The following is a 13,503-nucleotide window of genomic DNA, read 5'->3' on the forward strand; positions in this document are numbered from 1 at the left end:
TGGCCCCATGGCTGCGCCGCATCGGAACGGGTTGGTCGAGGTCGGCGACGGGGTCTTCGCCTACCTCCAACGCGACGGCGGTTGGGGCTGGAGCAACGCCGGGCTGGTGACCGACGGCGACGCGTCGTTGTTGGTCGACACGCTCTTCGACATGACGCTGACCCGCACCATGCTCGACACGATGCGGTCGATCACCGAGACGGCCCCCATCGCCACCATCGTGAACACCCACGCCAACGGCGACCACTGCTACGGAAACGGAGCGGTCGACGCCGAGGAGATCATCGCGTCGAACTCGTCGGCACGGGAGATGGACGAGGTGCCGGCGTCGATGCTCGCCGGACTCCTGGCCATGGCGCCGGAGATGGGAGACGTCGGCGCCTACTTCGAACGTATCTTCGGCTCGTTCCGCTTCGACGAGGTGGAGCCGTCGGCACCCACGCGCACGTTCGACGGATCGCTGTCGATCTCGGTCGGTGACCTCGCGATCGACCTCGTCGAGGTCGGCCCGGCGCACACCGGTGGCGACGTCATCGTCGAACTCCCCGACCGCGACACCGTCTTCACCGGCGACATCCTGTTCAACGGCGGGACGCCGGTCGTCTGGGCCGGCCCGTTCGGCAACTGGATCGACGCGTGTGACCGCATCATCGAGGCCGGTTGGGCGACGATCGTCCCCGGCCACGGGCAACTCGCCACCGCCGACGACGTTCGCACGTTGCGCGACTACCTCGCATGGCTGCTCGGCGAGGTGCGGCCCCGGCAGGCATCGGGCTTGACCGTCGAGCAGACGATCGCCGACATCGACCTCGGATCGTGGGCCGACCTCGGCGACGCCGAACGCCTGGCGGTGAACGTCGACACGGCGTACGCCGAACTCGACCCCGCCCACCGAAGGGCCGACGCCGTCACCAACTTCACGAGGATGGCTGCGCTGGCCGGGTGACGCCCTAGGAACGCTCGCGGACCCGCTCACCGTCCGACGGGTTCCAGCTGCGGATCACCATCTGACCGCCCTCCACGGTGGCCGCCGACACCTCGGTGACGTCGATACGGAACGCGTGCGCCCCGCCCGGAGCATGATGTTCCTCCCACTCCGGCCAGACCCGTCGGATCTCGCCGAGGTCATGGATCTCTGTCGCCACGCCGGCGATCTTGGCGTCCGCATCGGCCATGTCGGTGTCGAGGGGCGCGCTGTGGAACGCGCAACGGCCGTCGCGCTGGAGGTCCTTCGCCTTCAGCGCTCCGCCCATCGATCCGATCCATACGTTGCCGGCGGCGAACTTCACCTCGGTACCGCTGATGCGAGGCGACCCGTCCTTCCGGAGCGTCGCCATGGTCTTGTGGAGATGGGCGTCGAACCGAGCCTGCACGAGCGAGGCGAGTTCCGGCGCTGCTGCTTCGATGTCTTTCCAACTGGGCATACCCGGACGGTATTGCCCCGCCGTGACCGCTACCTCGGGTCTTGGATCGAGACCGTCCCCTGGGCCGCCGCGCACAGCCGGTCGCCGTTGGTGATGTCGATGCGGACCACCGCCGTTCGACGGCTCATCGAGATGATCTCGGCCGATGCCGTCAACACGCCCTCGCGAACCGGTCGCAGGAGGTTGAGCTTGAACTCGGTCGTCGCCGCCCACTGTCCCCGATCCATCACCGGGTACATCACCGAGCCGAGCACGTGGTCCGCCAACGCCGACACGACGCCACCGTGCAGCGTTCCGAACGGCGTGAGCAGGTCGTCGCGGACATCGATCTCGGCGACCATCGTTCCCGGCCCGAAGGCGACGTGTCGGATCTCGAGAAAACCCATCAGGCCGATCTCGATCAGGTCTCCCGGTTCGAGCATCGCGTCGGCGACCGTCTGGGAGTAACCGGGGAAATCGGGCATGGCGGGCACCGTAGTGCCGCCTCCGGCGGGGCCGGGGACGGAGTCGTTACCGTGACGCGCATGCAGCCGCTCGCCGTGCACCACGTCTCGATCAACGTCTCCGACGCCGACCGGAGCATCGCGTTCTACACCGACGTCCTCGGCGGAACGGTCCGATCCGATCGACCCGACTTCGGGTTCGGCGGAGCCTGGATCGATCTCGGGTCGGCGCAGGTGCACCTCATCGAGGCCCCCGTGCCGCCGAACCTCGGCCAGCACTTCGCGATCCTCGTCGAGGACATCGACGCCGCCGTTGCCGAGCTCCGCACCAAGGGCATCGAGGTGAAGGACGCCAGCCCTGTCGGTTCGAACCGTCAGACGTTCATCGACGATCCCGACGGCAACGTCGTCGAGATCCACCAGCTGGGCACCGTCTGACCGGACCCAGCCGGCGACCGGTCACTTCGAGGGCGTGAACTCCGCCTTCATGTGCTTGATGCCGTTGATGAAGTTCGACTTGAGCCGATCGGGCTCACCCACGGCGTGGATGTCGGGGATGCGCTGCTGGAGCTCGCGGAACATCAGCGTGATCTCGCGTCGCGCGAGGTGCGCTCCGAGGCAGAAGTGGGGGCCGGGGCCACCGAAGCCGACGTGGTCCTTGATCGTCTCGAGCGGGCGGGACAGGTCGAAGCGATGCGGGTCCTCGAACACCGCAGGATCGCGGTTCGCCGCGCCGTACCAGAGGACGACCTTCTCGCCTTCGGAGAACTCCCGGCCGCCGAGCATCGTGCCGTCGGTGGTGCAGGTCCGGCGGAAGTGCATGACCGGCGAGGCGTAGCGGACGATCTCCTCGACCGCCTGCGGGGCGCGGGCATCGAAGTCCTCCCACCACCAGTCCTTCTGCTCCGGGTTCTGGGTCATCCAGTGGAGGCCGTGGGCGATGGCGTTGCGGGTGGTCTCGTTGCCGGCCACGACGAGCAGGACGAAGAACGACCCGAGCTCCTCGTCGGTGAGGACGCCGTCGCCCTCGTCCTGTGCGTTGACCAGGAGCGAGATGATGTCGTCACCCGGGTTCTTGCGGCGCTCGGCGCCGAGTTCCGCGACCATGCCGGTGAGGTCCTGGCCGGCCTGGAAGAGCGTGCCCATGACCGCCATCGGGTCCTGGTTGGGGACGTACTCCTCGTCGCCCAGGCCCAGGATGATGTTGGTGCGGTCGAAGATGAACTTCTCCTCCGAGCGCGGGATGCCGAGGAGGTCGAGGATGATGCGCAACGGCAGCAGTGCCGCGACGTCGGTGACGAAGTCGCACTCGCCTTTCTCGGCGATCTCGTCGACGATCTCGACCGCGGCGCGCTCGACGTCGTGCTTGAGGTTCTCGAGCACCCGGGGCGTGAACCCACGGGCGACGATCTTGCGCTGCTTGGCGTGACGCGGGTCGTCCATGTTGATGATCGACCCGAGGAACTCGAGCATCTCGTCGGGCACGTCGCCGATGTTGGAGCCACCGCGGCCGGAGCAGAACAGGTTCGCCTTGCGGCTGGCCTCGACGACGTCGGCGTGGCGGGTCAGCGCCCAGTAGCCCGGGCCCTGCGGCAGGACGCCGAGGTCCGGCTCCTCGAAGAACTTGATGGGCTCCTCGGCGCGCATCGCGTCGAAGACGGCGTCGCGTTCGGCCCACGGGCGGGTCCAGAACTCGGGGTCGGACAGATCCACTCCATCGAGGATGCTCATGGCGCGGACCATAGTTGACCGATCAGTCAAGAGAACGCGGGCGACCGTCGACCCGACGCCATCCCTACGATGCGCCCATGTCCTCGACCGATCCCGCCGGCCTCCGCATCGAACGCCATGGCGACGTCGAGGTGCTCATGCTCGACCGTCCCGAGGCCCGGAATGCCCTGACCTTCCCGCTCTATGACGCCCTCGAGCGGGCGGTGCGCGAGACCACCGCTCGCTGCATCGTCATCACCGGCACCGACCCGGCCTTCTGCTCCGGCGACGACGTGAAGCAGGTGATGGCCGGTCCGTCCGGACCGCCGAGCGAGGCGCTCGCCGCCCGTCCGCGGCTCACGCCGGCCGCCGACGCGTTGTTGCACACCGACGTGCCCGTGATCGCCGCCGTCAACGGGGCCGCCGTCGGCTGGGGCATGGAGCTCGCGCTCATGGCCGACATCCGGATCGCGTCGGACCGCGCCAAGTTCGGCGAGCTCTTCGTCCTCCGAGGCCTGGTCTCCGACGTGGCCGGTCTCGGTCGGCTCGCGCAGCTCGTCGGACGAGAGACCGCCGCCATGCTCCTCTTCACCGGCGCAGTCATCGACGCCGAGCGCGCCGAGCGCGTCGGCATGGTCTCGTCGGTCGTCGACCACGACGAGCTGTTGCTGGTGGCGATGGCGCTCGCCCAGGAGATCGCCGCTCGCCCGCCGCTCGCCGTCCAGGCCATCAAGCGCGGCCTACGGCAGGCGCTCGACCCCGACTGGCACGAGCTCGGGGCCTGGGTGAGCTCGACCCTGGCCGAACTGTTCCAGACCGATGATCACAAGGAAGGCGTGCAGGCGTTCCTCGAGAAGCGGCCGCCGGAGTTCCGCGGCAGCTGAGTCGACCGGCGTGCCCGAACCCGACGTCCTGGGCGTCGGGGGCCGATGCTCACGACGTCGAGAACGCGCGCCTGGGAATGAGGGAGACGGCGTTCGCCGCCGTACGGTCAAGAGGGCACAACACTCCACGAACGAGAGAGCGGCAATCCCATGGCCAAGGCAAAGAAGGTCGAATCACAGTGGTCGCAGGGTTCCACGAGCGTCGATGACCTCGCTCCCCGCGAGCGCCTGGCTCACGAGATCGTCACCGCTCACGCCGACCTGCTCCCCTCGGTCGAGCGGATCATGGACGCCGAACTGACCGAAGAACAGAGCCTCGCGGCACTCACCGCGTTCCACGAGTCGATCGGCACTGCAGGCGACCCCAACCGCGACCCCCGCGTTCGCGATCGCCAACGCCGCCGGCTGATCCGGCGATCCGTCAGGCGACGACGGCGTCGCTCCCGGCCCGAGCCGCCACCGATGCGATGGCGTCGAGGATCTCGGGGATCCGGGGCGCCGGCAGGTCGTGGCCCATGTCGTTGAACATCAACAACCGCGAGTTCGGGACCACCTCAGCGGTCCGGATGCCGCCGCTCGGCTTGACCAGCGGATCGACCAGGCCATGGACCACGAGCGTCGGTGCCGTCACCCGACGGAGACCAGGGACGCGGTCACGGCTGGCCATGATCGCTGCCGTCTGGCGAGCCAGCCCCTCGGGGCGGAAGCTCCTGGCAACGGCCGCCTCGGCCAGCGGCCGGTACTCGGCCGCGTCGAAATGCGGGCCAGAGATGGCGCCGAAGGTCTCGATCGCCTGATCGACGGCGGTCTCACGCGTCGGTTCGGGGCGACGGGCGAACCGCACCATGGTCTTCGGGGCGATGCCGCCGCTGCCGTCGCCGGGGTTCGACATGATCGACGTGAGGCTCCGGACACGATGCGGGTGGCCGATGGCCAGCGCCTGGGCGATCATGCCGCCCATCGATGCACCGACGACGTGGGCCGACTCGATGCCCAACGCGTCGAGGAGTCCTGCGGCGTCGTCGGCCAGGTCGTCGATGACGTAGCCGGTCTCGATGGGGCGACGGAACAGCTTCCGGAGGAACGCCTTCACCGCCGACGGCGGCTCCCACTCGCAGGTGGAGCTGAGCCCGGCATCGCGGTTGTCGAACCGGATCACGTCGAACCCGCGGCCGGCGAGGCCGTCGACGAACTCGACGGGCCACGCCGTCAACTGCGCGCCGAGGCCCATGATCAGCAGCAACGGCTCGCCGCTGCCCTGGCGCTCGTACTCGAACGTGAGCGAGCCGACCTCGACCTGCGCCATCAGCGCGGCACGTCCTTCCAGGCCATCTCCTTGTCGACCCGGGGCTCGCCGGGAAGACCGAGCACCCGCTCGCCGAGGATGTTCTTCATGATCTCCGACGTGCCGCCCTCGATGGAGTTGGCCCGCGAGCGCAGGAACATCTTGCGGCTCGACCCGGGAGGGCCCTCGAGGCCCACCGCATCGGCCCGACGCATGTCGAAGTCGTAGCCGATGAGACCCTGGGCGCCGAGCATGTCGACGCAGAAGGCGTAGATGTCCTTGTTGATGAGGGCGATGGCCAGCTTGGCGATCGACGACTCGGGACCGGGGTTGCCGGCCTTGCGGTTCTGGTTGGCCCGCACGTTGGTGAGCCGCAGGACCTCGGCACGGATCCAGAGGTCCATGAGCTTGTCGCGGGTGGCCGGCTTGCGCTCGTGGTCGGCCAGTTCCTCCTGCCAGATGCGCACGACCTCGGCGATGGGACCGGAACCGGCCGGGCGCGGACCGCTGCCGCCGCCACCACCGATCGACGTGCGCTCGTTCATGAGCGTCGTCATCGACACCCGCCAGCCGTCGCCCACGTCGCCGATGCGATCGGCATCGGGGATGCGCACCTCGGTGAGGTACACCTCGTTGAACTCGGCCTCGCCCGTGATCTGGCGCAGCGGCCGGACCTCGACGCCGGGGGCGTGCATGTCGACCATGAAGTAGGTGAGGCCCTTGTGCTTGGGCTGGTCGGGGTCGGTCCGGGCGACGAGCATGCCCTTGTCGGCCAGGTGGGCCATCGTGTTCCAGACCTTCTGCCCGGTCACGATCCACTCGTCGCCGTCGCGGACCGCCTTGCAGGCCAGACCCGCGAGATCGGAGCCGGCGCCGGGCTCGGAGAAGAGCTGGCACCACGAGTCCTCACCCGTGAACATCCGTCGCAGTGAGCGGGACTTGAGATCGTCCGACGCATGGCTGACGACGGTCGGGCCGGCGAGTGCCAGACCGAAGAACTGGGTGGGGTCGATGTTCGGCGCACCGGCGGCGCGCGTCTTGGCGTCCACGATCCTCTGGAGCGTCGGCGGCACCCCGAGTCCGCCCCATCCCTCCGGGAAGTGGACCCACGCCAGGCCCGCGTCGTAGAGCGCTCCGCGATATTCGACCTTGTCCATCGCCGATGGGTCATTGGCGGCGAGGAACGCATCGACGGCGTCCTCGACGCGTCGTGCATCGGTTCCCGGGGCGGACGACTGGGTTTCGACAGCGGTCATGACCTCATCGAACTCGCTTCTTGACCCACTGGTCAAGTGGTCTGGCTCGTCGTATCGTCGGTCCGATGGCACCTGCACCGATCACGCCCACCGTCGACCCCGCGGAGGTCGGTGTCGACCCCGACCGACTTGCCCGAATCGACGCGGTGACCCACGAGTACGTGGACTCCGGCAAGTTCCCGTGCGTCCAGTTCGTCATGGCGCGTCGAGGCGAGATCGTCCATCACGACATCTACGGCCATGCCGACGTCGAGGACGGGCGCCCGATCCGCGACGACTCGATCTACCGCATCTACTCGATGACCAAGCCGGTGACGAGCGTCGCGCTGATGATGCTCTACGAGGAGGGGAAGGTCCTCCTCGAGAACCCCGTGTCGCGGTTCATCCCTGCGTTCGAGGGGCTGCGGGTTTTCGAGAGCGGCAACGAGGTCAACGCCGTCACCCGCGAGGCCGACCGCGAGATGACCGTGCACGACGTCCTGCGCCACACGTCCGGGCTCACCTACGGCTTCCAACACCAGCATGCCGTCGACGCGATCTACCGCAAGCACAGCCTCGGCGACTTCACGCCGAACAAGCTCTCGCTGACCGAGACCATGGACCTCTTGGGAACCCTCCCACTGCAGTTCTCCCCCGGCGAGGGGTGGTGCTACTCGATGTCGACCGACGTCTGCGGTGCGATCGTCGAGGCGGTCTCGGGACAGTCACTCGACCAGTTCTTCCAGGAGCGGATCTTCGATCCGTTGGGGATGACCGACACCGCGTTCTGGGTCGACGGCGACAACCGCCGCGAACGGTTCACCTCCAACTACGTCTTCTTCGGCGGCAACACCGCGAAGATGGACCCGTGGGACAAGAGCGGCTACCTCAAGCCGCCGCCCATGCTCTCCGGCGGCGGCGGTCTGGTCTCGACCATGGCCGACTACCACCGCTTCACGCAGATGCTCATCAACGGCGGCGTGCTCGACGGCGCCCGACTGCTCGGCCCCCGCACGGTCGACTTCATGACCACCAACCACCTCCCCGGTGGCCAGACCCTCAACGAGATGGGTCAGGTCGGGTTCGCCGAGGTCGCGATGGAGGGTCTGGGCTTCGGCCTCGGCTTCAGTGTCAACGAGTCGCCGGCCGCGAACGGCGGCATCGGTTCCGTCGGCGACTACGGGTGGGGTGGAGCGGCATCGACCGTCTTCTCGATCGATCCGGCCGAGGAGTTGGTCTTCATCCTCATGACCCAGCTCCTGCCGTCGTCGACCTACCCGATCCGTCGGCAGTTGCGGTCCGCCGTCTACCAGTCGCTGGTGGACTGATCCCATGACCGAACACGATCTCGTCATCCGCAACGGCACCGTCATCGACGGCACGGGCGCGCCACGTCGGACCGCCGACGTGGCGATCAGCGACGGCCTGATCACCGAGATCGGAGACGTCGCCGGCACCGGCACGCGGGAGATCGACGCCGAGGGCGCGCTCGTGACGCCGGGCTTCGTCGACATCCACTGCCACTACGACGGTCAGGCCACGTGGGACGAGCGACTCCAGCCGTCGTCGTGGCACGGCGTGACCACCGTCGTGATGGGCAACTGCGGCGTCGGGTTCGCTCCCGTGCACGACAAGGACCACGAGCGGCTCATCCAGTTGATGGAGGGCGTCGAGGACATCCCCGGCGCCGCCCTCTCCGAGGGCCTCCCGTGGTCATGGAACGGTTTCGACCAGTTCCTCGACGCCGTCGATGCCCGCCCGCACGACCTCGACGTCGCCGCCCAGGTTCCCCATGCGGCGTTGCGGCTGCACGTGATGGGCGAGCGAGGCGCCGACCACGAATCGGTGGCCACGCCCGAAGAGGTCGCGGAGATGGGCCGGATCGCGGCCGCCGGGATCGAAGCGGGCGCGCTCGGCTTCACGACGTCGCGCACCCGCAACCACCGAGCCAGCACCGGCGAGTTCACACCGACCCTCACGGCCGAGCGCGCCGAACTGGTCGGCATCGCCGAGGCCATCGGCATGACCGGTACCGGCGTGCTCCAGATGGTCGGCGACTTCGTCGACACCGAGTACGAGTTCGACACGCTCGTCGAGATGATGCGGGTGTCCGGCCGGCCACTGTCGTTCTCGCTCGCGCAGAGCCCGCTCGCGCCGGACATGCACCGCGACCTCATGCGACGACTCACCGAGGCCAACGACGCCGGGTTCACGATGCGGGGTCAGACGGCTCCCCGCGCCGTCGGCCTGCTGATGGGTCTCGACTGCACGCTCAACCCGTTCATGATGAACCCGGTCTTCGGCGAGATCGCGCTGGCCCCCGTGGCCGAACGCGTCGCCCGGATGCGCGATCCGGAGTTCCGGCGGCGACTGCTCGACGCGCAGTCGTCCGAGAAGGCACGCGGGAAGCTCGGCGGGAGCATCATCGGCGTGTTCGACCGGATGTTCCCGCTCACCGACCCGCCCGACTACGAGCCCGACACGGCATCGTCCGCCGCCGCGGTCGCGGAGCGAGCGGGCATCACGCCGGAGGAGTGGGTCTACGACTTCCTGCTGGGCGACGACGGTGCAGCGATGCTCTACGTCCCGTTCCTCAACTACGCCGAGGGCAACCTCGACGCCACGCGCGAGATGCTGGCGCACCCGTACACCGTTCCCGGCCTGTCCGACGGCGGCGCGCACGTCGGCACCATCTGCGACGGGAGCTTCCCGACGTTCCTCCTCACGCACTGGGGCCGCGACCGCGCTCGCGGTGAGCTCTTCGAGCTCGAGTGGCTCGTGAACCAACACACCCAGGCGACGGCGACGACGGTGGGCCTCCAGGACCGCGGCGTCCTCGCTCCCGGCTACCGGGCCGATCTCAACATCATCGACTTCGACCGACTGGCCGTCGCCCGACCCGAGATGCACCACGACCTCCCCGCAGGGGGCCGTCGGGTCCTCCAGCGAGCGTCCGGCTACCGGCACACGATCGTGGCCGGCGTGGAGACATACGCCGACGGCGAGGCCACCGGAGCGCTGCCCGGTCGACTCGTGCGGGGTGCCCAGCCAGGTCCCGCCTGACTCAGCGTCGGACGCGGAGCAGCACTTCCTGGGTGACGGTGGCGGCGTGCGTCCCGTCCGCGCCGAAGACCTCGCCGGTCGCCAGACCGCGTGAACCGGTCAGGCCGCGACTGCCGAGGTCGTGCAGGTGCCAGGCACCGGCGTCGAGGGGACGATGGAACCAGATGGCGTGGTCGAGGCTCGCCGACATGAAGGTGCGGTCGAAGTCGCCGTCACTCGCCACCGACGTCCGCTGCGGATGGTCGGCGACCACGGCCTCGGTGGGCAGGTCGTCGGACAGATAGGCGAGGGCGCACGCCTGGGTCAACGGGTCGTCGGGCACCGGTTCGGTCATGCGCATCCACGCTCGGGCCGCGGCCCGGTTCGGGTCGCCCACGTCGCCGTCGATGTGGCGTCGCTCGAACACATGGCTCCACGAGTTGGAGAGGTAGCTGTCGACCGGGCCGACACCGGGCGGGATGGCCATCGGCTGCACGTCGACCGCGTCCTCCGGGACGTGGAACGACGCCGCCAGGTTCAAGATGGCGCCGATCGACTGACGGGCCACGACCCGGCGGGTGGTGAACGACCGCCCGTTCCGGATGCGGTCGACCTCGAACCGGATGGGTTCGGTGTGGTCGCCGGGTCGGATGAAGTACGCATGGAGCGAGTGCGGCAGGTGGCCGGCGTCGACCGTCAGCCCTGCGGCGCGCAACGACTGGGCGACGATCTGACCACCGTAGAGACCGCCCCATGGGTAGCGCGGGCCGACGCCGACGAAGGTGTCGGGACCGTGCGGCTCGAGGGCCATCATCTGGGCGAAGGTCGCGAGTTCGAGGTCGGCGGTCACGCCGAGAGTCTCCCCGCAGCCGCCGCACGGGGCAAAAGCCGAGCCCGTCGAGACGAAGAATCGGAAGATTCCGCCGACGCGGAGACAGGAGTCCACGCCTCGACAGCGAAGAGAACTCCGTGACCGATGCCCGCCTCCGCCGCCTGGTCGGCGTCCTCATCGCCATCGTGGCCACCGCCGGGGTGATCTCGGCCGGGATCCGCAGCGCCACGCCCCCGCAACTCGAAGCGGCTCGTGCGGTGATCATCGCTCCGGTGTCGGTCGACGCCGATCCGGTGGTCCCGGTGTCGGTCGCTGCGGAAGAGGCCCTCGCGACGACCACGGTCCCCCCGACCACCACGCCGCCGGCCACCGCACCCACGACCACCGCACCTCCGGCCACCGCACCCACGACCACTGCGCCGCCCCCTCCGCCCGCACCCACCACGACGGCCGCCCCGGTCGCCTCGTCGGGCCCATCGGCGTCGATGACTGCGTGCGAGCGCGAGATGTTCGACCGGATGAACGGCGCTCGCGCCGCCGAGGGCACGGCGCCACTGGTCGCCGACGGGCAGATCGTGCCCATCGCCCGCCGGTGGAGCGACGAACTCGCTGCCCGCCAGGACCTCCAGCACAACCCGGACTACGGACCACAGGTCTTCGCGGCCCGGCCCGAAGCCACACGGGCAGCCGAGAACGTGGGTCGGACACACGGCTCGAACGAGGGCCTGTTCTACGCGTTCATGGAGTCCGATGGCCATCGCCACGCCATCCTCGAAGCCGGACACACCCACGCCGGCGTGGGGTGCACGGTGGACAGCGGCGGCCAACTCTGGGTGACCGTCAACTTCTGGGGCTGAATCGCTGCCTCAGCGTCGGTGGATCGCCACTCGCCACTGATCGACCAGCGGGACCCGGGTCAGCGCTCGGGCCGCCGTGTACGTCCAGGCCAACACGACGTCGTGCTCGATGTCGATCGGCACCCACAGGACGAGCCCGCGCTTGGCATGGTCGGACACGACGCGCCACCGGTCGGGCACGGTGATGCCCTTCTCGGCCAGTCGATCCACGGCCTTGGCGCCGGTCCCGTGGAGGATCCCGACCGACACCGGCTCACGGCGTCGACGGGACGTGTCTGCGGGGACCCACGTGGCGCGCGGGATCGCCGGCCCCCGACCGCTCAGGAGCCGACCGAGCGTCGTCTGCTGAGGTGGTGGGAACCGGTCGTCGAACGCCGGATCGAAGGTGAGCCAGCCGCTGCCGTCGGACAACTCGTCCATGACGGCAACGACCCCGCGATCGCCCTCACCCGGAACGAACTCGAGGAGGTCGATCGTGGGGCGGTTCCGACTCACATCAACTTGGACTTCTCGCTGCCCTCGTACTTGTCGATCGCCGTGCCGACGACCTCGAGGGCGCCGAGCGCGCCCATGAACTCGGCCATGTGGGGCTCGGCGAAGTGCGCGCCCATCGCTTCCTCGGACTCCCACTCCTCGAACACGCGGAACTTGCCCTCGGTCTCGAGGTCGGCATAGAAGGCGTAGGTGATGCTCCCCGCCTCCTTGGCGGTCTCGGCGGCGAGCGTCTTCATGAGCTCGGCGGCGGCGGCGTGGTCGGACGGGGCGACCTGGATGATTCCGGAAACGACGATCATGGTCGGGCAGTCTGCCCTACAGGATCGCGTCCACGCGCTCCATGGTCTTGTCGGTCAGCTTCGCCAGCACCTCGACGGCACGCATGTTCTCGACGACCTGCTCGACCTTGCTCGCGCCGGTGATGACCGACGAGACGTTCGGGTTCCGGGCGCACCAGGCGATGGCCAACTGCGCCGGCGTCGCGTCGAGTTCCTCGGCGATGTCGCGGAGCTTGCGGACCTTCTCGTTGGCCGCCTCGTCGGAGACCATGTCCTTGATCCACTCGTAGCCGTCGAGCGCGGCCCGGGAGTCCTCGGGGATGCCGTCGATGTACTTGCCGCTGAGCAGGCCCGAGGCCAAGGGTGACCAGGTCGTGAGGCCGAGACCGAGGTCCTCGTAGAGCCGGCTGTACTCCTTCTCGACCTTGCGACGGGTGAGCATGTTGTACTGCGGCTGCTCCATCACCGGCTTGTGGAGGTGGTGGCGCTCGGCGATCTCGTAGGCGGCGCGGATCTCGTCGGCGTTCCACTCGGAGGTGCCCCAGTAGAGCGCCCAGCCACGGTCGATGGCGTCGGACATCGCCCACACCGTCTCTTCGATCGGCGTGTCGGGATCGGCACGGTGGCAGTAGATGAGGTCGAGGTAGTCGAGCCCCATGCGTTCGAGCGAGGCCGGGATGGCGTCGAGCAGGTACTTGCGGTTGAGCGTGTACTTGGTGTTCGGGCTCTCGTGGATACCCCAGTAGAACTTCGACGACACGACGTACTCGTGGCGCTTCCAGTCGTTCTTGCGGAAGGCCTCGCCCATGAGCCGCTCCGACTCGCCGCCGGCATACGCCTCGGCGTTGTCGAAGAAGTTGCACCCGGCATCCCAGGCGGCGGCCATGCAGTCGGCAGCGAGGCCCGTGTCGAGCTGCGGGCCGAACGTGACCCAGCTCCCGAACGAGAGCACACTGACCTTGAGGCCGGAGTTTCCGAGACGACGATATTCCATGTCCATGCGTCCGAGGCTACGAGC

At 68.7% G+C, this 13,503-nt stretch carries 16 protein-coding genes; 6 read left to right on the forward strand and 10 right to left on the reverse strand.

The window, feature by feature from the left end:
• Positions 1-7: 7 nt before the first annotated feature.
• Positions 8-946, forward strand: a complete 939-nt coding sequence (locus AB8619_RS14635; RefSeq protein WP_436793371.1) for an MBL fold metallo-hydrolase — start codon at positions 8-10, stop codon at positions 944-946.
• A gap of 4 nt (positions 947-950) precedes the next feature.
• Here the strand turns inward: AB8619_RS14635 and AB8619_RS14640 are convergent, their stop codons facing one another.
• Both AB8619_RS14640 and AB8619_RS14645 read right to left on the reverse strand, forming a co-directional pair.
• Positions 951-1,424: a pyridoxamine 5'-phosphate oxidase family protein gene (locus tag AB8619_RS14640; protein ID WP_436793372.1), complete on the reverse strand. Its 474-nt coding sequence runs from the start codon at positions 1,422-1,424 to the stop codon at positions 951-953.
• Positions 1,425-1,453: 29 nt separating this feature from the next.
• On the reverse strand, positions 1,454-1,888 hold the full coding sequence (locus AB8619_RS14645) for a PaaI family thioesterase (protein ID WP_436793373.1): 435 nt from the start codon (positions 1,886-1,888) through the stop codon (positions 1,454-1,456).
• A 60-nt stretch (positions 1,889-1,948) separates the two neighbouring features.
• Between AB8619_RS14645 and AB8619_RS14650 the strand changes: the two genes are divergently transcribed.
• A complete protein-coding gene (locus AB8619_RS14650) occupies positions 1,949-2,305 on the forward strand; it encodes a VOC family protein (RefSeq protein ID WP_436793374.1) in 357 nt (118 codons plus the stop codon).
• A gap of 21 nt (positions 2,306-2,326) precedes the next feature.
• Here AB8619_RS14650 and AB8619_RS14655 read toward each other — a convergent pair whose 3' ends face one another.
• Positions 2,327-3,598, reverse strand: coding sequence for a cytochrome P450 (locus AB8619_RS14655; RefSeq protein ID WP_436793375.1), 1,272 nt, complete (start codon positions 3,596-3,598; stop codon positions 2,327-2,329).
• Between the two features lie 77 nt (positions 3,599-3,675).
• Between AB8619_RS14655 and AB8619_RS14660 the strand changes: the two genes are divergently transcribed.
• On the forward strand, positions 3,676-4,461 hold the full coding sequence (locus AB8619_RS14660) for an enoyl-CoA hydratase/isomerase family protein (RefSeq protein WP_436793376.1): 786 nt from the start codon (positions 3,676-3,678) through the stop codon (positions 4,459-4,461).
• A gap of 174 nt (positions 4,462-4,635) precedes the next feature.
• Here the strand turns inward: AB8619_RS14660 and AB8619_RS14665 are convergent, their stop codons facing one another.
• From AB8619_RS14665 to AB8619_RS14675, 3 genes are all read right to left on the reverse strand, one after another.
• Positions 4,636-4,800: a hypothetical protein gene (locus tag AB8619_RS14665; protein ID WP_436793377.1), complete on the reverse strand. Its 165-nt coding sequence runs from the start codon at positions 4,798-4,800 to the stop codon at positions 4,636-4,638.
• 82 nt (positions 4,801-4,882) lie between these two features.
• A complete protein-coding gene (locus AB8619_RS14670) occupies positions 4,883-5,767 on the reverse strand; it encodes an alpha/beta fold hydrolase (RefSeq protein WP_436793378.1) in 885 nt (294 codons plus the stop codon).
• Positions 5,767-7,002, reverse strand: coding sequence for an acyl-CoA dehydrogenase family protein (locus tag AB8619_RS14675; protein ID WP_436793379.1), 1,236 nt, complete (start codon positions 7,000-7,002; stop codon positions 5,767-5,769). Before AB8619_RS14675 ends, AB8619_RS14670 begins: the two co-directional genes overlap by 1 nt.
• Before the next feature lie 65 nt (positions 7,003-7,067).
• Here AB8619_RS14675 and AB8619_RS14680 point away from each other — a divergent pair, with 65 nt between their 5' ends.
• Complete coding sequence (locus tag AB8619_RS14680; RefSeq protein WP_436793380.1) at positions 7,068-8,309, forward strand: serine hydrolase domain-containing protein; 1,242 nt, start codon at positions 7,068-7,070, stop codon at positions 8,307-8,309.
• A 4-nt stretch (positions 8,310-8,313) separates the two neighbouring features.
• Positions 8,314-10,044 (forward strand): N-acyl-D-amino-acid deacylase family protein, encoded by a 1,731-nt coding sequence (locus AB8619_RS14685; RefSeq protein WP_436793381.1) that lies wholly within the window; start codon positions 8,314-8,316, stop codon positions 10,042-10,044.
• Position 10,045: 1 nt separating this feature from the next.
• Here AB8619_RS14685 and AB8619_RS14690 read toward each other — a convergent pair whose 3' ends face one another.
• On the reverse strand, positions 10,046-10,873 hold the full coding sequence (locus AB8619_RS14690; protein WP_436793382.1) for an acyl-CoA thioesterase: 828 nt from the start codon (positions 10,871-10,873) through the stop codon (positions 10,046-10,048).
• Positions 10,874-10,992: 119 nt separating this feature from the next.
• On the opposite strand from AB8619_RS14690, the gene AB8619_RS14695 reads away from it, so the two are divergent.
• Complete coding sequence (locus AB8619_RS14695; protein ID WP_436793383.1) at positions 10,993-11,712, forward strand: CAP domain-containing protein; 720 nt, start codon at positions 10,993-10,995, stop codon at positions 11,710-11,712.
• A 9-nt stretch (positions 11,713-11,721) separates the two neighbouring features.
• Here AB8619_RS14695 and AB8619_RS14700 read toward each other — a convergent pair whose 3' ends face one another.
• Genes AB8619_RS14700 through AB8619_RS14710 form a run of 3 tightly spaced genes read right to left on the reverse strand, consistent with a single transcriptional unit; the run spans position 11,722 to position 13,479 of the window.
• Positions 11,722-12,207 (reverse strand): hypothetical protein, encoded by a 486-nt coding sequence (locus tag AB8619_RS14700; RefSeq protein ID WP_436793384.1) that lies wholly within the window; start codon positions 12,205-12,207, stop codon positions 11,722-11,724.
• Positions 12,204-12,506: a putative quinol monooxygenase gene (locus AB8619_RS14705; protein WP_436793385.1), complete on the reverse strand. Its 303-nt coding sequence runs from the start codon at positions 12,504-12,506 to the stop codon at positions 12,204-12,206. Before AB8619_RS14705 ends, AB8619_RS14700 begins: the two co-directional genes overlap by 4 nt.
• Before the next feature lie 16 nt (positions 12,507-12,522).
• Complete coding sequence (locus tag AB8619_RS14710; protein WP_436796390.1) at positions 12,523-13,479, reverse strand: potassium channel beta subunit family protein; 957 nt, start codon at positions 13,477-13,479, stop codon at positions 12,523-12,525.
• Positions 13,480-13,503 lie beyond the last annotated feature (24 nt).

The organism is Actinospongiicola halichondriae, from assembly GCF_049103745.1.
Taxonomy (GTDB): Bacteria; Actinomycetota; Acidimicrobiia; order Acidimicrobiales; family Salinilacustritrichaceae; genus Salinilacustrithrix; species Salinilacustrithrix halichondriae.